The sequence below is a fragment of the Nocardioides oceani genome, from assembly GCF_030412965.1.
GTDB classification, from domain to species: Bacteria; Actinomycetota; Actinomycetes; order Propionibacteriales; family Nocardioidaceae; genus Nocardioides; species Nocardioides oceani.
Window position 1 is genome coordinate 77809 of the sequence record NZ_JAUHJQ010000004.1, and the last position, 18546, is coordinate 96354.

Below are 18546 nucleotides of genomic sequence, written 5' to 3' on the forward strand. Positions count from 1 at the left end.
GCCCGCTGTGCGTAGACAGGTCATGGACACGACTCGTGCAGCACGGACCATCGCGGCAGCGCTCCTCGGCGGAGCGCTGGCGCTGACGACGGCGGCGCCCGCGGGCGCCGCCGTCGGCGTCGTCACGGACCCCGCCGGTGACGGCCGGACGTCCTTCCCCGGCGGCGACGTGACGAAGGTGCGCGTCAAGCACGCTCCGAAGGCGCTGCGCCTCGCCGTGACGCACGCCGAGGACAGCGGGCTGGCCGACGTCTACCGGTTCAACATCGACACCTCCGCCGACACCCCGGCCCCGAGTGGGTGATCAGCACCGGCACCGAGGTCGAGGAGTGGCGGGTGCTGCGCGCCGACGGCTGGAAGGGCGTCGAGGGCGGCGTCGTGTGCCGTGACGACAACGACGTCGACTGGGACGCCGAGCGGATGCGCCTCGTCGTCCCGCGCGGGTGCCTCGGCTCGCCCGAGCGGGTGCGGGTCAACCTCGTCACGGCCAACGACTACCCCGGGACTCCCGTCGACCACGCCCCCGGCAAGCGACGCTTCGGCGCCTGGGTCCGCGCCGGCGCGTAGGTCTCCCGGGCGGGCCGGTAGCGGGCGGGCCGGTAGCGGGCGGTCGCAATCGTTCAATTGCGCGGTTGTGACGCGCGGAAGCGCTTCCACCCGGTCGCAATCGTTCAATTGAACGATCGTCGACGCGCCCGACCCGCCGCCGGTCGGCCGGCCGGGTGGCCTGGCTAGCGTTGCCGCGTGACCGACGTACCTGCCCCGCCCACACCGGTGACGGCCCTGCTCCGGGCGCCGCGGCACCGGGTGAGCCCGCGGGCCCGGCTGATGTGGCAGGTCGCGGCGCTGGTCGAGGGCGCGGTGGCGATCGGCGTGCTGCTGCTGGTCGACCTCGCGGTCGACCAGGTCGACCTGCCCTGGTGGGGCGTCGTCGCCGCGGTGGCCGCGGTCCTGGCCTGGGTGGCCGTCGTGCCGCAGTGGCGCTACGCCGTGCACCGCTGGGAGGTCACCGAGACCGCGGTCCACACCCAGAGCGGCTGGTGGGCCCAGGAGCAGCGGATCGCCCCGCTGTCGCGGATCCAGACCGTGGACCGCGCCGAGGGTGCGGTGGCCCGGGTCTTCGGGCTCGCGACCGTGACGGTCACGACCGCCTCCGCGGCCGGCGCGCTCGAGATCGACGGGCTCGACCGGGCGCGGGCGCAGGACCTGGTCGCCGAGCTCACCCTCAAGGCGGACGCGGTCGAGGGCGACGCCACGTGACCGACGGCGGCCCGGTCCCCGCCGCGCCGGACGACTGGCAGCGCCTGGACCCGCGGATGCTGCTGGTCCACCCGGTGCGCGAGACCGTCCGGTTCCTGCCGGTGCTCCTCGGCCTGCTCGTGGCGGGTACGGCGTCGGGCGCTCGCGGCTGGCAGCTGCTCGGGGTCCTGGTGCCGGTGGCCCTCGGCCTGCTGCGCTACCTCACCACCAGCTACCGGATCAGCGGCGGCCGAGTCGAGCTGCGCCGCGGCCTGCTCGAGCGGCACGTGCTCTCCACGCCGGTCGACCGGGTCCGCACCGTCGACCTCACCGCTCCCCCGGTCCACCGCCTGCTCGGCCTGGTGACCGTCCGGGTCGGCACCGGCACCGCGTCGACGAGCGAGGACGAGCAGCTCGACCTCGACGGGCTGCCGGTCGAGCGCGCGCGTCGGCTGCGCGAGGAGCTGCTGCGCGCCTCGCCCGCCGCCGGCACCGGCACCGCGACCGACGGGTATGACGGCGCTCCGGACGCCGGCGCCCGGCCGCCCGTGCTCACCTTCGACCCGGCGTGGGCGCGCTTCGCGCCGCTCACCTCCACCGGCGTGGTCATCACCGCCGGCCTGCTGGGCGGCGGCGCGCAGCTGCTCGACGCGCTCGGCGGCCTGCGCCGGCTGGACGCGTCCTCGTGGGCCGACCGGGCGGCCGGCGTACCGGTCCTCCTCGCCGGCGCCGGCGCGCTGCTCGCCCTGGCGGTGAGCACCTCGGTGCTCGCGGTCGGCGGGTACCTCGTCGCGAACTGGGGCTTCACCCTCGGTCACCACGACCGGTCCTGGCACCTGCGCCGCGGGCTGCTCACCACGCGGGAGACCAGCCTCGACGACGCTCGCCTGGCCGGGGTCACCCTCGGCGAGCCGCTGGGGCTGCGCGCGACCGGGGGCGGCCGGCTCGCGGCGATCGTCACCGGGCTCGGCGACGGGCAGGAGTCCTCCTCCGTGCTCGTCCCGCCGGCCCCGCGGCCGGTGGTCGAGGCGACCGCGCGGGCGGTCCTCGGCGCCGCCGGGCCCGTCGACGTACCCCTGCGCCGGCACGGGCCCGCCGCCACCCGTCGCCGCTGGACCCGGGCGCTCGGGCCGGCGCTGCTCGTCGCGGCGGCCTGCCTGGCGCTCGCGACCCGCTCGACGTGGTGGCTGCTGCCGGCGCTCGCGGCGCCGCTGGTCGCCGGGGCGCTCGCCGCCGACCGGGCGCGCTCGCTGGGGCACGCCCTGAGCGAGGGGTACGTCGTCAGCCGCTCCGGCAGCCTGTACCGCCGCCGCGACGTGCTCTCCGTCGGCGCGGTCATCGGCTGGAACGTGCGTGCGACGTGGTTCCAGCGCCGCGCCGGGCTGGTCACCCTCGTCGCCACGACCGCCGGCGGCCGGCAGTCCGTGGCGGTCCTCGACGTGCCCGTCGCCGACGCCGTCGCGCTGGCGGCCCGGGCGACCCCGGACCTCGTCGAGCCGTTCCTCTACGATCGCCCGGCGACCGGGAGGAGCGCTCAGTGGCCGACGTCGACGCCATCGTCGAGGACCTGACGCGCACCGGCGTGCACCTCGGCCCCGGGACGGAGTCCTGGCTCAGCGCCGAGCAGCTCGCGGCGTACCGCCAGACCGTCCGCGAGTCCGGCCTCCCCGTCCACCTCGTGCTCGTGCAGCCGCCGGAGGACGGCGGCATCTCCTCGGGCGACGACCTCCTGGTGCGCGTGCACGACGCCGGCGGGCCCGACGGCCTCTACATCGGCGTCAACAACGTCTGGAGCTTCACCGAGGAGGGCGAGCCGGCCTACAACCCGACGCTGCCGGACGGCTCGGAGGTCAACATCGCCCTGCAGCAGTGGGGCGCCGTCCGCGGCAGCACCGACGTGGTCCGCGACGCCGACTCGATCCTCCGCGCCGGCGGCCCCGACGGCACCCCGCTCGAGCTCGGCGACGGCGTCGTGGCCGTCGCCGAGCAGCTCCTCGCCGGCACCCTGCCCGCCGCGGCGACCGCCGCCCAGGACGCGGCGTCGGCCCGCCACGAGCGGGAGGACGCGGCCGGGTCCACCCAGGTCGGCACCGGGTCCTCCGGCGGGACGGACGGGTCGGGACCGGGCGACGCCGTCCTCGGCGCCGTGGTCGTGCTGCTCGTCGTGGTGGCCGCGGTGCTCGGCCTCCGGGCCCTGGTCCGGCGCGGACGCGCCCGGACCCGCGCGCAGACCTTCGCGCTGCCCGACTCGGTGCTCGACCGCGTCCGCGAGGCCGGCGACGCCGAGCTGGCGCGGCGCGCCCGGCAGGACGTGCTCGCCCTCGGCGAGCGCATCGACGCCGCCGACCTGGACGGGTCCGGGGCACCGGCCTGGGCCGCGGCGCTCGACCACTACGACGCCGCCGGCCGGCTGCTGCCGGGCGACCCCACCGCCGACGTCGACCCGCTCGACGCGGTCGGCGCGATCGCGCTCGCGGGCCGCGGCGAGGAGGCGCTCGCCGCGGCGCGCAGGGGCCGGCCGTTCGAGCCCTCGACCCCCTGCTTCCTCAACCCGCTGCACGGGCGGGCCGCGCGCGGCCACGCCCTCGAGCACGCCGGGCGCCGGGTCGAGGCGCCGATCTGCGCGGCCTGTCGTCGCGACCTGCAGGCCGGCCGCCGCCCTGACATCCTCGACGTCGTCGTCCGCGGGCGCGCCGAGCACTACTTCGAGACCGACCGCGAGCCGTGGGCGTCGACCGGCTTCGGCGCGCTGGAACCCGACCTCGTGCGCCGGCTGCACCGCGGCGGGCACCGGTGAGCGCCGACGAGACCTCCGCGGTCCCCGAGCTCGCGGCGGCGCTGGCCGAGGACCCCGTCCAGGTCGACCCGCTCTTCGGCAACGGCCGCACCGAGGACGTCGACGCAGCGCTCACGGCCGTCGTGGAGGACCTGCCCTTCCCGGCGTACGTCGTCCTCGCCCCCGGCCCAGCCGGGCTCTCGACCACCGACGCCGGTCGCGACCTGGCCGGCCGCCTGCACGAGCTGATCGGCGGGGACGCGGTCTTCGTCGTGCAGACCGACCCGAAGAGCCACGGCATGGCGGTCGTCTCGTTCGGCGACGTCCCGGACGAGACCGCGGTCTACGGCGTCGACCTGGAGTTCTTCCCGAACGGCGGGTCCGAGGAGGGCCTCCACCCGGCCGGCATCGCGGCCCGCACGCTCGAGGTGCTCGGCACCCTCGACGAGGGCGGCGAGGTCACCCGCGAGCAGCTCGACGCCGTCCGCGAGCAGGCCGTCTTCCGCCGCACCGACGAGTGGGACCCCACCTACGACCCGCCCACCGCGGAGACGATCGCGCTCGGCACGACGTTCGCGTTGGTCGCGGTCACCGGCGGCGCCTACCTGGCGCTGCGGAACCTCCTGCGCTGGCACGCCACCGGCCCCGGCGCCCGGCCCCGGGCCGCCACCGACCGCGCGGTCCGGGCGGGCCTCGGGACGCCGGCCGAGGTGCGCGCCGCGGTGGAGGGCGAGCTCGAGTCGCTCGCCCGGCTGCTCGCCCGCTCCGCCGGAGGTCCCGCCGGCCTCGAGCGGCGAGCCCTCGTCGACGGGTCGTACGACGTCGCGCGGGCGTTGCTCGAGCGGACCGGCACCGCCGAGGCCGCCCTCGACGACCTGGTCGGCGCGCTGGTGCTCGTCCGCACCGCCGCCCGGGCCGCCGGGGCGGAGGACCGGTCGGAGGACCGGCCGGGCCGCCGACGGGGACGGCGCGGCCGGTCCGCGGCCGGGGCGGGCGACCCGACGCCGTACCGCCCCTGCTTCTTCGACCCCCGCCACGGCGAGGGCCTCGCCCGCCGCACCGTGCCGGTCGGCGACCGCGAGCTGACCGTCCCGGCGTGCCGCGCGTGCAGCCACACGACGGGCCGCGGGCTGGCGCCGATGACCGTGCGCTCGGGGCTGCTGGGCCGCGAGCGCCCGTGGTACGAGCTCGACACCGTCTGGGCGCGCACGGGCTACGGCGCGTTCGTCGACGACCTGTGGCGCCACGTCGCCCGCGAGACGGGGGGCGTCCGGTGAGGGCCGAGCGGCTGGTCTGCGCGGTGGCCGCGCTCGCCCTCGGCGGCGGCGCGGCCGCGTGGGCCGAGCAGCGGCTGGACCGGTCGGCGGAGCCCACGCCCGCCGGCGACCGCGTGCTCGAGGCGGTCGAGGGCCTGCGCGACGACCAGGTCCACGTCACCGACGACGGCCGGGCCATGCTGGGCGAGGAGGACGAGCGACGGATCGCGGCGCTCATCGCCGAGCGCGGGTCGCCGGTGCACGTGCTGGTCTGGCGAGACAGCTGGTTCGCCGGCCACGACCACTACATCCAGGCGGCCGAGCAGGTCCTCGAGCGGCTCGACGGGCCGGCCGCGCTGGTGCTGTGGCAGGGGCCGGACGGCAGCTACACGGGCACCACGCAGGGCTGGACGTTCGACCGGTACTCCGGGGACTGGGACGACGACGTGGAGGAGGAGCCGTCGTACCTCGGCGATGCCTCCCGGCGCCTGCCCGAGTGGATCACCGCGCTGCCCGACGACCCGATCACCCGGCTCTCCAGCGACTCCGGGGCCGGCAGCACCGCGTCCGGGATCACCGCCGGCGTGCTGCTCGGCGTCCCCGCGGTGCTCGGCGTGTGGCTCCTCCTCGGCATCGTGCGGGTGGCGACCGGGCGGCGCTTCCGCAACCGCCCGCTCCCGGCGGGTCGCGGCTAGCGCCGGACCTCGCAGCGCAGCGCGCGCTCCGCGCGCGGGCACCGGTCGCGGCCCTCGCCCCCGTCGACCCGGTCGCGCCCCGGCCCGCCGTCGAGCAGGTCGTCGCCCGAGCCGCCCTCCACCTCGTCGGGCCCCCGCCCGAGGCGCACCGCCACCGGCAGGTCCGCGCCGTACGCCGACACGACGTCGGGACCGCCCGTCCCCCGCACGGTCCACCGGGCCGTGCCCAGCACGTGCAGCTGCTCGAGCCCCCGGACCCGACCGGGCGTCGTGCCGCCCCGGCGGGGCCGGACGACCCCGCGGCCGAGGTCGACGCGGACGTCGGTCCTCGACAGCCGCTCGTCGGTCCACAGGGCGAGCCGGTCGAGGCCCGTCCCACCGCGCAGGACCGGCCCCGGACCCGGCGCCAGGTCGATGCTCAGGTGGTCGTCGCCCGGCCCGGCGTCGACGATCGCGTTCGCCCGCCCGGAGACGGTGGCCGAGTCGGCTCCCCGCCCGAGGTCGATCCGGTCGCGACCGGCGGCGCTGACGACCGTGTCGTCGCCGGCCCCCGCCTCGACCACGTCGGGCGCCGGGCCGCCGCGCCGGCCGGCGTCGGTCACCACGGCGTCGTCCCCGGCGCCCGTGCGGATCGTGTCCCCGCCGAGCAGCCCGCGGACGCGGTCGTCGCCGGGCGAGCCGAGGACGAGGTCGGCGTACCGCGACGCGGCGACGAGGGGCGTCCCGGTCAGCACGACGACGTCGCGGCCGTGCCCGGTCACGACGCCGCGCTCGCCGTCGTGCAGGTCGACGCGGACGCCGCGCGGGGCGGTGCGCCAGCTGAGCCGGTCGCGGTTCGGCGAGCCGCTCGGGTCGTGGCCGGCGTCGAGGCGGTCGTCGCCGGGTCCGCCCTCCAGCAGGTCGCCGCCGAGACGCTCGTCGGGGTCGGTGTCGTCGAGCCCGCCGAGGAGCCGGTCCGCGCCCGGCCCGCCGGCGAGCACGTCGCCGCCGTCGTCGCCGCACACCACGTCGTCCCCGGCGCCGGCCTCCACGCGGTCTGCCCCGCCGAGGGCCGCGATGACGTCGTCGCCGTCGGTGCCGGTGATCGTCTCGCCGGCCCCCGTCCCGACGATCGTCGCCACCAGGCCGTCGCAGGTCGCGGGCGCCGGCGGGGCGGGCTCGTCGGCGACGGCGGGCAGCACGACGAGCAGCACGGCCGGCACGAGGGCGGCGGCGAGAAGGGTCCTCACGAGAGGTACGACGCCCGCGGCGCCGGCTCGGTTCGTGGCACGGTGACGGGCGGCGTCTCGCGGGTGGCGCCCGTCACCGCGCCCGCCGGCGTCGGCCCCTAGCCTGTCGCCCATGTTCTCCAAGGTGCTGGTGGCCAACCGCGGCGAGATCGCGGTCCGGGCGTTCCGCGCGGCCTACGAGGTCGGCGCGAGGACGGTAGCGGTCTTCCCCTACGAGGACCGCTGGTCCGAGCACCGCCTCAAGGCCGACGAGGCCTACGAGATCGGCGAGCGGGGCCACCCCGTCCGGGCCTACCTGGACCCCGAGACGATCGTCGCGACCGCGGTGCGGGCCGGTGCGGACGCGGTCTACCCCGGTTACGGCTTCCTCTCGGAGAACCCTGCGCTCGCCGAGGCCTGCGCCGAGGCCGGGATCACCTTCGTGGGCCCGACCTCCGAGGTCCTGGAGCTGACCGGCAACAAGGCCCGCGCGATCGCGGCCGCGAAGGCCGCCGGCGTGCCCACCCTCGCGAGCGTCGAGCCGTCCACCGACGTCGACGCCCTCGTCACCTCGGCCGCCGAGCTGCCCTACCCGCTCTTCGTCAAGGCCGTCGCGGGCGGCGGCGGCCGCGGCATGCGACGCGTCGACGAGCCCGGGCCGGACCACCGCAACCTGCGTGAGGCGGTCGAGACCTGCATGCGCGAGGCGGAGGCCGCCTTCGGCGACCCGACCGTCTTCATCGAGCAGGCCGTCGTCGACCCGCGCCACATCGAGGTGCAGATCCTCGCCGACGGCGAGGGCAACGTGATCCACCTCTTCGAGCGCGACTGCTCGGTGCAGCGGCGCCACCAGAAGGTGGTCGAGATCGCGCCCGCGCCCAACCTGGACCCCGAGCTGCGCGACCGCATCTGCGCCGACGCCGTCCGGTTCGCCACGGAGATCGGCTACCGCAACGCCGGCACCGTGGAGTTCCTGCTCGACCCCGAGGGCAACTACGTCTTCATCGAGATGAACCCGCGCATCCAGGTCGAGCACACGGTGACCGAGGAGGTCACCGACGTCGACCTGGTGCAGTCGCAGCTGCGGATCGCCTCCGGCGAGACCCTCGCCGACCTCGGTCTCTCGCAGGAGGGCATCGTGCTGCGCGGCGCCGCCCTGCAGTGCCGGATCACCACCGAGGACCCCGCGAACGGGTTCCGCCCCGACACCGGCGTCATCACGACGTACCGCTCACCCGGCGGCGGCGGCATCCGCCTCGACGGCGGCACGGTCTACACCGGCGCGGAGGTCTCCGCCCACTTCGACTCGATGCTGGCCAAGCTCACCTGCCGCGGCCGGACGTTCGACAAGGCCGTGGAGAAGGCGCGCCGCGCGGTCGCGGAGTTCCGCATCCGCGGCGTCTCGACGAACATCCCGTTCCTGCAGGCGGTGCTCGACGACCCCGACTTCGCCGCCGGCAACGTCACCACCTCCTTCATCGAGACCCACCCGCAGCTGCTCCAGGCCCGCGGCAGCGGCGACCGCGGCAGCAAGCTGCTCGCCTACCTCGCCGACGTCACCGTCAACCAGCCGCACGGCGAGGCGACGGTGTCGGTGGACCCGGCGAGCAAGCTGCCGGAGACCGACCTCGAGGTGCCCGCGCCCGACGGCACCCGCCAGCTGCTGCTGTCGGTCGGGCCCGAGGAGTTCGCGCGCCGGCTGCGCGAGCAGAGCCGCGTGGCGGTCACCGACACGACGTTCCGCGACGCCCACCAGTCGCTGCTCGCCACGCGCGTGCGCACCCGCGACCTGCTCACGGTCGCTCCGGTCGTCGCCCGCACCACGCCCGAGCTGTGGTCGCTGGAGGCGTGGGGCGGTGCGACGTACGACGTGGCGCTGCGCTTCCTCGCCGAGGACCCGTGGGAGCGGCTGGCCCGGCTGCGCCAGGCCGTGCCGAACATCTGCCTGCAGATGCTGCTGCGCGGGCGCAACACCGTCGGCTACACGCCGTACCCCACCGCGGTCACCGACGCCTTCGTCGAGGAGGCCGCGGCCACCGGCATCGACGTGTTCCGCATCTTCGACGCGCTCAACGACGTCGAGCAGATGCGCCCGGCGATCGAGGCGGTCCGCGCGACCGGCACGACCGTCGCCGAGGTCGCGCTGTGCTACACCGGCGACCTCTCCGACCCGGGCGAGGAGCTCTACACCCTCGACTACTACCTGCGCCTGGCCGAGCGGATCGTCGAGGCCGGCGCGCACGTGCTGGCGATCAAGGACATGGCCGGTCTGCTGCGCGCCCCGGCCGCCCGGACCCTCGTCAGCGCGCTGCGCGAGCGCTTCGACCTGCCGGTCCACCTGCACACCCACGACACCACCGGCGGCCAGCTCGCCACGCTGACCGCGGCGATCCAGGCGGGGGTCGACGCGGTCGACGCCGCGACCTCATCGATGGCCGGCACGACCTCCCAGCCGCCGCTGTCGGCGCTCGTGGCCGCCACCGACCACTCCGAGCGGGAGACCGGCCTGTCGCTGTCGGCGGTCAACGCGCTCGAGCCCTACTGGGAGGCCACGCGGCGCGTCTACGCGCCGTTCGAGTCCGGCCTCGCCTCCCCCACCGGCAGGGTCTACCGCCACGAGATCCCCGGCGGCCAGCTCTCCAACCTGCGCCAGCAGGCGATCGCGCTCGGCCTCGGCGAGAAGTTCGAGCAGGTCGAGGACATGTACGCCGCCGCGAACGACATCCTCGGCAACGTCCCGAAGGTGACCCCGTCGTCCAAGGTCATCGGCGACCTCGCCCTGTCCCTGGTGGGCATCGGCGCCGACCCGGCCGAGTTCGCCGCCGACCCCGGCCGCTTCGACATCCCCGACTCGGTCATCGGCTTCCTCAACGGCGAGCTCGGCGACCCGCCGGGCGGCTGGCCCGAGCCGTTCCGCAGCAAGGCGCTCGAGGGCCGCAGCTGGCAGGCGCCCGACGAGGACCTCACCGACGAGCAGGCCGCCGACCTCGCCGACCCCGGCCCCCGCCGGCAGCGCGCGCTCAACCAGCTGCTCTTCCCCGGGCCGACCAAGGAGTTCCGCGAGAAGCGCGAGCAGTACGGCGACGTCTCGGTGCTGCCGACCGTCGAGTACCTCTACGGCCTGCGCACCGGCGTCGAGCACGAGGTCGACCTGGCCGAGGGCATCCGCCTGATCCTCGGCCTGCAGGCGATCAGCGAGCCCGACGAGCGCGGCTTCCGCACCGTCATGGCCACGATCAACGGGCAGCTCCGGCCGGTCGCCGTGCGCGACCGCTCGGTCGCCTCGGAGGTCGCCGCCGCCGAGAAGGCCGACACCTCCAAGCCCGGCCACGTCGCCGCGCCGTTCGGCGGCGTCGTCACCGTGGTCGTGTCCGAGGGCGACACCGTCGCCGCCGGTGACACCGTGGCCACGATCGAGGCGATGAAGATGGAGGCCTCCATCACCGCCCCGGTCGCCGGTCGCGTCGACCGCGTCGCGCTCGGTGGCACCCAGGCCGTCGAGGGCGGCGACCTCGTCCTCGTCCTCGCCGACTGACGCCGCCGGGTGAACCCGCCCGGTGCCCACGCGGCCCGCGCGCACGGCACGCCGCGGTCCACCCCCGTCGTGGCGGGGGTGGTCACGGCGGTCGTGGGGTTCAGCAGCTCCTTCGTCGTCGTCCTCGCGGGCCTCGCGGCCGTCGGCGCCTCCTCGGCCGAGGCGGCGTCGGGGCTCGTCGCCCTCTGCCTCGCCCAGGCGCTGGGGATGCTCTGGCTCGGGCTGCGCCACCGCACGCCGCTCACGCTCGCCTGGTCGACCCCCGGCGCGGCCCTGCTGGTCTCCACCGGTGCCGTCGAGGGCGGCTGGCCGGCGGCGGTCGGCGCCTTCGTCGTGACCGCGCTGCTCATCGGTCTCACCGGCCTGGTCCCCTGGCTGGGCGACCTGGTGGGCCGCATCCCCGCCTCGCTCGCGCGCGCGATGCTGGCCGGGGTGCTGGTGCCGTTGTGCCTGGCGCCGGTGACCGGGCTGGCCGACTCCCCCGGCCTGGTCGGCCCCGTCGTGCTCACCTGGGTCGTCGGGCAGCTGCTGTTCCGGCGGTGGGCGGTGCCGGCCGCGCTGGTCGTCGCGCTCGCCGTGGTGCTGCTCGAGGCCGGCGACGCGGTCCGGACCGACCGGCTGCTGCCCACCCTCGCCTGGACGACACCGGAGTGGACCCTGCCGGCCCTGGTCTCCATCGCGCTCCCGCTCTACGTCGTGACCATGGCCTCCCAGAACCTCCCCGGCGTCGCGGTCATGGGCAGCCACGGGTACGCCGTGCCGTGGCGCGAGTCGATGGCCGTCACCGGCCTGGGGACCTTGCTCGCCGCCCCGCTCGGCGGCCACGCCGTCAACCTCGCCGCGATCACCGCCGCGATGGCGGCAGGCCCGATGGCAGGCCCCGACCGGTCCCGCCGCTGGCTGGCCGGCACCAGCGCAGCCCTCTCCTACCTCGTCCTCGCCGCCGCGGGCGCCGCGCTCACGGCCGTCGTCGTCGCAGCGCCCGGCGACGTCGTGCAGGCCGCTGCCGGCCTCGCCCTCCTCGGCACCCTCGCCGCGTCCCTCGCGGGCGCGCTCGCCGAGGAGGACGGCCGTGAGGCCGCCGCCGTCTGCTTCCTCGTCGCCGCCTCCGGCGTCACCGTCCTCGGCGTCGGCTCGGCGTTCTGGGCGCTCCTCGCCGGCCTCGCGCTCCGCCCGCTGCTCCGCGCGCGCGGCTGAGTCCTCCGCGACGGGCGCGTCCCCCGCGGCTCACACCGAGGGCGCGAAGGTCGGCGCCGGGAGCGGGTCCCGAAGCGCCTCGTAGCCGGCCGCGACCTCGACCAGCGTGCGCTCGCTGCCGGCGGTCCCCCAGAACGACACCGCCACGGGCAGCCCGCCCGCGAGCCCGGTCGGCACGGTCACCAGCGGGTAGCCCGCCATCGCCGGCACGCCCGTGCACGAGCCGAGGAGCTCCTCGGGGCCGTCGAGCCGGATCCGGTGGGCCCGGTCGTAGGACGGCGTGACCAGCGCGTCGAGCCCGTGCTCGCCGAGCACCCGGTCGATGCCGCCCGCCCGCGAGGCCGCCACGCAGCGCGCCCGCGCGGCGGCGTACTCCTCGGAGTCGGTGGTGGGACCGGCCAGCGCCTGCTCGAAGAGCCCCTGGCCGAAGTGCACGAGCTCGACGTCGGCGTGCCGACGGTTGAACTCCACGAGCTCGGCGAGGTCGCGCGGCCCGTCGCCGGGGCGTGAGGAGAGGTACGCCGCGAGGCCGGTGCGCAGCTCGGCCAGCATCACGAGCAGCTCGTCGTCCCAGATCGAGTCGGGGACCTCGGGGAGGTCGGTGCCGTCCACGACGACCGCGCCGGCGGCCGCGAGGGCGGCGACGGCGCGCTCGGCGGCCTCGTCCGCGCCGGCCGAGTAGCCCCAGTAGGGCCCGCGCGGCACCCCGATGCGCTTGCCGGCGAGCCGGCCCTCGACGGCGTGCGACGCGTAGTCGACGCCGTCGCCGGCGAGCACCGACAGCAGGGCCGCGGCCTCGCGGACGCTCGGGGCCATCGGCCCGGGGACGTCCTGCGAGCGCGAGATCGGCACCACCCCGTCGGCGGGCACCAGGCCGACGGTGGGCTTGATCCCGACGCAGCCGTTGTACGCCGCCGGGCAGCTGATCGACCCGTCGGTCTCCGTGCCGACGGCGTACGTCGCCAGGCCGGCCGCGACCGCCGCGCCGCTCCCCGAGCTCGACCCGCCCGCGGACCGGTCGAGCGCGTAGGGGTTGCGGGTCAGCCCGCCGTAGGCGCTCCACCCGGAGGTCGACGCCACGTCGCGGATGTTGGCCCACTCCGAGAGGTTGGTCTTGCCCAGCACGACCATGCCGGCCTCGCGCAGCCGCCGCACGAGGGGCGCGTCGGCCGCCGGGTTCGGCTGCCCGGCCAGCGCGAGCGAGCCGGCCGTGGTGGGCAGGTCGGCGGTGTCGACGTTGTCCTTGACCAGCACCGCGCGGCCGTGGAGCGGCCCGCGGCCGCGGCCCTCGGCGGCCTCGGCGTCCCGGGCGCGGGCCTGGTCGAGCGCGTCGGGCGCGACGGTGCAGACCGCCCGGACCTCGGTGTCGACGGTGGCGATGCGGTCGAGCAGCCGCTCGACCTCGGACACGGCGGAGGCGGAGGTCTCGGAGCGGGTGGAGTCGTCGGGCACGGGCGGCATCATCCCCCGCCCGCGGCGGTCAGCGGCCGCCGACCCGGAAGGTGAGGTAGGTCGAGCGCAGGCCCAGCAACGAGCGGAACGTGTCGCCGGAGACCGTCACCGACCCGCGCGACCCGGTCAGCCGCAGCGATCCGACGCGGCCGCCCCACTGGCCGTTGCCGTCGCGGCCGAGGACGGCGATCCGCTGGAGGTCGCCGATCGCCGGCCAGGCCCCCTCGAGACGGGCGTCGTCGAGCGTGGTCGTCCAGCGGTGCACGGGGTTGCCGGCCCAGCCGTCGTACGGGTCCTCCTGCGCGGTGAGGTACGGGACCGAGCCGGCCGACGTCCAGCCGCCGCTGCTCGAGGCGAACTGCGTGAACGCGGGCTCGCCGCCGGCGGTGAGCGCGAGGCCCTTCGTGGCGTCGACCGCGGCGTTCGAGGCGGGGTGCTCCGCGGCGGCGCCGCCGTAGACCTGGCAGGAGGTGGTGTCGCACAGCTGGTAGGCCGCCGACCGCGGGTGGGCCCGCTCGTACGCCGCGTAGGTGCGGGCCGCGATCGCCTGGGCGCGCACGGCCGCGGGACTCCAGCTGGCGGGGATCTCCAGCGGGACGACGCCCTTGAGGTAGCTCTCCAGCGTCAGGTCGTTGACCGTGGCCACCCCGCCGTCGACGCGGGCCGCACGCAGCCGGCCGCGGTAGGGCTTCTCCCCTGCCGGGGTGACCAGCGTGATCGGCCGGCCACCGGCGTAGAACTCGCCCGCGCCCGCCAGGTCGCGCCAGCGACGCCACCGGTCGGTCCGGTAGGAGACGCGCAGCTCGCCGGTCGCCGCCCGGGCGATCCGCCACTGCTTGGCGCCGTTCTGCGGGAGGGCGGTGCGACCGCCGCCGGCCAGACCGGTCACGGTCAGCCCGCGCTGCGGCCGGACGACGACGTCGTCACCGGGGTCGGCCGAGATCGCGACGGTCACCCGTCCCCTGGCCCGGCCCCAGGTGGTGCCGGGGTAGTAGAACTCGACGATCTGCCGCTCGCTCAGCCCCTGGCGCGCGGCGCCCTCCGCGCCGTACTGCGACATGCCGTGGCCGTGCCCGTAGCCCCGGCCGGTGATCGTCACCGTCGCCGCGCGCGGGACGGACCAGGCGTCGCCGGCACCCGCGGCGGACGAGGCTGACGGGGCTGACGGGGCTGCTGTGAACGGTGCGGGCGCGGCCGCGACGGTGCCGGGCAGGAGCACCGCCGGGACCGTCAGGACGCACGCCGCGAGGGACAGGAGAGGACGCACGCACCAATCGCACCACTGGTCACAGCAGTCACGCAATCGGTGCGGCTGAACTACAGATCTGTAGTTTCCGCAGGTCAGGAGCGGTGACGGTTCAACTGCGAGAGGCCGCCCTCAGCCGTTGTACGACGGCTGCGACTGCGCGTTGAACGCGCCCATCCGCACCTTCCGCGCCCGGTCTGCCCAGCCCCCGCTGATCCGGAACACGTCGAGGCCGCGGGTGATGTCGTGGCTGTAGACGAAGCCGTTGTACCAGTACGACGACCACGACCCGCCCAGCACGAGCTCGGTGTCGCTGATGGCGCCGCGGTCGAAGTGGGCGATCTCGCGCGGGTTGCGCGAGTCGGTGAAGTCGAAGACCGACGTACCGCCCTGGTACCACGCCTGCACCATGATGTCGCGGCCCTTCACCGGCACCAGCGAGCCGTTGTGGGCGACGCAGTTCTCGGTCAGGGACTGGCTGCGGGGCATCTTGTAGTAGCTGCGGAAGACCAGTCGCTTCCGCGCGATGTCGTAGATGCCGTTCGCCCCGCGCGTGCCACCGAGCAGCGGGTTGCAGGTCGGCGCCGAGCCGCCGCCGAGCTCGTCGGTGAAGACGACCTTGGTGCCGGCGTTGTTGAACGTCGCGGAGTGCCAGAAGGCGAAGTTCTCGGTGTCGCGGACACGGTGCAGCACCCGCGGCCGGGCCCGGTCGCTGATGTCCATCAGGATGCCGTCGCCCATGCAGGCGCCGGCCGCGAGGTCCTTGGCGGGGTACGCCGTGACGTCGTGGCAGCCGCTCGTCTCGCTCGAGCCGAGCGGGTTGGCCGAGCCCGGGTTGCCACCGTCGGGGAAGAGGCGCGGCTGCGCCACGACGCGCGCCCGCGACGGCTTCGCCACGGGCACCTTGACGATGCTGATCGAGTCGTGCGGCGGCTTGCAGTCGGGCTGGTCCTCGCTGGGGCCGTAGGAGGAGACGTAGACGAACAGGTCGCGGCCGTCCCTGCTCGGGGCGAGCGTGTGGGTGTGGGAGCCGCAGTCGGTCTCGACGGACGCGACGTACCGCGGCTTCGCCGGCCGGCTGATGTCGAAGACCCGGATCCCCTCCCAGCTGCTCTTCTCGCTGGCGGATGCCGGCTCGCTGCGGCAGGTGTCGTCGCTGCGGCTCGCGTCGACGCTCAGCACCAGCAGGTCGCGGTGGACCGAGACGTCGTTCTGCGCGCCCGGGCAGACGACCTGGGCGACCTTGCGGGGCTTCGCCGGCCGGCTGATGTCGTAGACCGTGAAGCCCTCGTAGTTGCCACCGAACGCGTAGCGGCCCCGGAACGCGATGTCGGTCCCGTACGCCTCCTCCCCCGCGAACGTCCCGCTCCTCGGCAGGTTCGCCACCAGCCGCATGTTGTCCGACCGGTCGACCTCGCCGGCCGCCGCCGCGGGCTCGACCCGGTCCATCCCCGACAGCAGCTGGCCGGGCAGCCGGCACGCCTCGGCGAAGTTGTCGCCCGCCGCCTGCAGCCGTGCCGCCTCCTTCGGCGTGCACGCGCCCGGCACCACCTCGCCGCTCGCCGACCCCTGTGCCAGCACCAGGCCGGCCACCAGGGTCGCCCCCGCGGCCACCGCCGCCAGCGGCGTGCGGCCGAGCCGCCTCAGGGTGCGACGGTTGCGGGAGCTGCTGCGCTGGGACATGCGGGAACCTTCCACCGGCGGGACCCGCCCCTGCAACCCCCACGAGGCCCCGAAGTCACGGCGCCTGCCCGCCGTCCGCTGGTCGAGCAGCGAGCGCAAGCGAGCGTGTCGAGACCCGGCAGTCGACCACGGCCTCCGGGCCGCGGGTGGTCTCGGTCCGCCGCCGGCCTCCGCTGGTCGAGCAGCGAGCGCGCGCGGGTGATTGCGGTGGAGGGCAGCTGCGGGAGCAGGTACGCCGTGGGCTGCGGTCCGCCGCCGGCCTCCGCTGGTTGAGCAGCGAGCGCCAGCGAGCGTTGTCGAAACCCGGCGAGCCGACCTACGGCCTCCGGGCCGCCGGTGGCCGCGGGTGATCCACGGCCCGCACTCCGCTGGTCGAGCAGCGAGCGCCAGCGAGCGTGTCGAAACCCCCGGCAGCCGACCTACGGCCTGCGGGCCGCAGGTGGTCGCGGGTGGTCACGGGAGATCCGCGGCCCGCACTCCGCTGGTCGAGCAGCGAGCGCCAGCGAGCGTTGTCGAAACCCCCGGCAGCCGACCTACGGCCTGCGGGCCGCAGGTGGTCGCGGGTGGTCACGGGAGATCCGCGGCCCGCACTCCGCTGGTTGAGCAGCGAGCGCCAGCGAGCGTTGTCGAAACCCGGTGAGCCGACTCTTGGCCTACGGGTGCGGGTGGTTGCGGCTTGGGCAGCTACGGGGCGAGGTACGTCGTCGGTCGCGGTCCGCTGCCGGCCTCCGCTGGTTGAGCAGCGAGCGTGTCGAAACCCTGGCAGTCGAGCTTCGCCCTAGGGCCGCAGGTGAGCCGCGCAAGATCTACGAGACTGCTGTGCACACCCTTGTCATCGAACGCGCGTTCGAGTAGAATAAGGCATGGCCTTGATCGCGACGCTCGAGCACCCGCTGGACACCCCAGCCGACGTGCTCGCGTCCGCGCGGGCCGAGCAGAAGGCGGCCAACGCGGCCGAGGTTCGCCTGCTCGAAGCAGCGGTCCAGTGGTGCGTACTGCACCCGGCGGAGTCGCTGGACGAGGCGGCGACCTGGTCGGTGTTCCGCGGGTTCGGCGACAAGCCGGTCTGCCTCGCGGGTGAGGGCGCTCCGTTCGTGACCGAGTTCGCGGTCGTCGAGTTCGCCGCCGGCCTGGGGAAGTCGGAGGACGCCGGCCGCGCCTACCTGGCGGAGGCGCTCGAGCTGCGGTACCGGCTGCCGAAGCTGTGGGTCAAGGTCACCTCCCTGGAGCTGCCGGCGTGGAAGGCGCGCTCGGTCGCGCGGCGGACGCTGCACCTGCCGAAGAAGGGCGCCGCGTTCGTCGACACCCACCTCGCCCCCGTCGCCGCCACCATCGGCCCTGCTGCACTCGAGCGGCTGCTCGAGGAGGCACTGGTCCGGTTCGACCCCGACGAAGCCGAACGCGTCGCCACCGAACGCGCCGAGGCACGCCACGTCACCATCCAAAGCAGACAGGTGTCGTTCGACGGTCACGTGGACGTCTGGGCCACCCTCGACCTCGCCGACGCGCTGGACCTCGACGACGCCCTGGAGAAGGGCGCAGCCCGGCTCGAGGCGCTGGGCTGCACCGACACCCTCGACGCCCGCCGCTCCGTCGCCCTCGGAGACATGGCCCGCCGCCAGATGAGCCTCGAGTTCGACACCGACCCCAAGCCCCTGGTCGTCCACGTCCACCAGCACCCCGACCCTCAGACCGGCGAGCCAGTGCTCGACCCGATCACGCGCGTGGAGAACACCCGCGGATTCGTGCTCACCAGCCAGCTCGCCGACTGGTGCACCCGCGCAGCGCGGTCCGACGCCGCGAACACCATCACCGTCAAGCCGGTCATCGACCTCAACGAACGCATCCACGTCGAGGCCTACGAGGTCCCCGATCGCCTCAGCGTCCAGACCCGGGTCCGCGACCTGCACTGCGTGTTCCCCTGGTGCACTCGGCCGGCTCACGCCAGTTCGAGGGTCGACGACGACCACGTCGTTCCCCGTGGTCGCGGCGGCCCGACAGCCAGCGAGAACATCGCGCCGCTGTGCCGACGGCACCACCGCGCCAAGACCCACGCCGGCTGGCACCAACAGTCACCAGCCCCGGGCACATTCGAGTGGCGCAGCCCCACCGGCCTGACGTTCCGCGTGGACCACCGCGGCACCCACGACCTCGGACCCGAACCACCCGAGCCACCCGACAGCTGACCATCCTGCCCCACGACCCCGCCGGAGCACCCACCCGGCGGGGCACAGGCACGCCCGGAGCGCACCTCCGCGT

The 18546-nt window shown here is 75.8% G+C and carries 14 protein-coding genes; 10 read left to right on the top strand and 4 right to left on the bottom strand.

From position 1 onward, the window contains the following. Positions 1-22 precede the first annotated feature (22 nt). From QWY28_RS11710 to QWY28_RS11740, 7 genes are all read left to right on the top strand, one after another. Entirely contained in the window at positions 23-304 is a 282-nt protein-coding gene (locus tag QWY28_RS11710) for a hypothetical protein (protein WP_300952737.1), read from the top strand. After that, the gene (locus tag QWY28_RS11715; protein ID WP_300952738.1) at positions 301-567 is read left to right on the top strand and encodes a hypothetical protein; all 267 of its coding nucleotides are present in this window, start codon (positions 301-303) and stop codon (positions 565-567) included. Before QWY28_RS11710 ends, QWY28_RS11715 begins: the two co-directional genes overlap by 4 nt. 177 nt (positions 568-744) lie before the next feature. Further along, positions 745-1260 carry a PH domain-containing protein gene (locus QWY28_RS11720; protein ID WP_300952739.1) on the top strand — a complete coding sequence of 172 codons (516 nt, stop codon included), beginning with the start codon at positions 745-747 and terminating at the stop codon, positions 1258-1260. Further along, entirely contained in the window at positions 1257-2810 is a 1554-nt protein-coding gene (locus QWY28_RS11725; RefSeq protein WP_300952740.1) for a PH domain-containing protein, read from the top strand. The genes QWY28_RS11720 and QWY28_RS11725 overlap by 4 nt, the downstream gene beginning before the upstream one ends. Further along, positions 2777-4036, top strand: coding sequence for a hypothetical protein (locus QWY28_RS11730; protein ID WP_300952741.1), 1260 nt, complete (start codon positions 2777-2779; stop codon positions 4034-4036). Before QWY28_RS11725 ends, QWY28_RS11730 begins: the two co-directional genes overlap by 34 nt. Further along, positions 4033-5292 (top strand): hypothetical protein, encoded by a 1260-nt coding sequence (locus QWY28_RS11735; RefSeq protein ID WP_300952742.1) that lies wholly within the window; start codon positions 4033-4035, stop codon positions 5290-5292. Before QWY28_RS11730 ends, QWY28_RS11735 begins: the two co-directional genes overlap by 4 nt. After that, a complete protein-coding gene (locus QWY28_RS11740) occupies positions 5289-5966 on the top strand; it encodes a hypothetical protein (RefSeq protein WP_300952743.1) in 678 nt (225 codons plus the stop codon). Before QWY28_RS11735 ends, QWY28_RS11740 begins: the two co-directional genes overlap by 4 nt. Here the strand turns inward: QWY28_RS11740 and QWY28_RS11745 are convergent. After that, positions 5963-7195 (bottom strand): calcium-binding protein, encoded by a 1233-nt coding sequence (locus QWY28_RS11745; protein ID WP_300952744.1) that lies wholly within the window; start codon positions 7193-7195, stop codon positions 5963-5965. The genes QWY28_RS11740 and QWY28_RS11745 overlap by 4 nt on opposite strands. 112 nt (positions 7196-7307) lie before the next feature. On the opposite strand from QWY28_RS11745, the gene QWY28_RS11750 reads away from it, so the two are divergent. After that, positions 7308-10709: a pyruvate carboxylase gene (locus tag QWY28_RS11750; RefSeq protein ID WP_300952745.1), complete on the top strand. Its 3402-nt coding sequence runs from the start codon at positions 7308-7310 to the stop codon at positions 10707-10709. A gap of 9 nt (positions 10710-10718) precedes the next feature. Continuing rightward, the gene (locus QWY28_RS11755; protein ID WP_300952746.1) at positions 10719-11906 is read left to right on the top strand and encodes a benzoate/H(+) symporter BenE family transporter; all 1188 of its coding nucleotides are present in this window, start codon (positions 10719-10721) and stop codon (positions 11904-11906) included. 30 nt (positions 11907-11936) lie between these two features. Here the strand turns inward: QWY28_RS11755 and QWY28_RS11760 are convergent, their stop codons facing one another. The 3 genes from QWY28_RS11760 to QWY28_RS11770 all read right to left on the bottom strand — a co-directional run bounded on the left by QWY28_RS11760 (position 11937) and on the right by QWY28_RS11770 (position 16287). Beyond that, the gene (locus QWY28_RS11760) at positions 11937-13367 is read right to left on the bottom strand and encodes an amidase family protein (RefSeq protein WP_439117250.1); all 1431 of its coding nucleotides are present in this window, start codon (positions 13365-13367) and stop codon (positions 11937-11939) included. A 19-nt stretch (positions 13368-13386) separates the two neighbouring features. Then, positions 13387-14625 (bottom strand): SpoIID/LytB domain-containing protein, encoded by a 1239-nt coding sequence (locus QWY28_RS11765; protein WP_300952748.1) that lies wholly within the window; start codon positions 14623-14625, stop codon positions 13387-13389. Positions 14626-14736: 111 nt separating this feature from the next. After that, complete coding sequence (locus tag QWY28_RS11770) at positions 14737-16287, bottom strand: LVIVD repeat-containing protein (RefSeq protein ID WP_300952749.1); 1551 nt, start codon at positions 16285-16287, stop codon at positions 14737-14739. An 863-nt stretch (positions 16288-17150) separates the two neighbouring features. Here QWY28_RS11770 and QWY28_RS11775 point away from each other — a divergent pair. After that, on the top strand, positions 17151-18473 hold the full coding sequence (locus tag QWY28_RS11775) for an HNH endonuclease signature motif containing protein (protein WP_300952750.1): 1323 nt from the start codon (positions 17151-17153) through the stop codon (positions 18471-18473). The last annotated feature ends 73 nt before the right edge of the window (positions 18474-18546 follow it).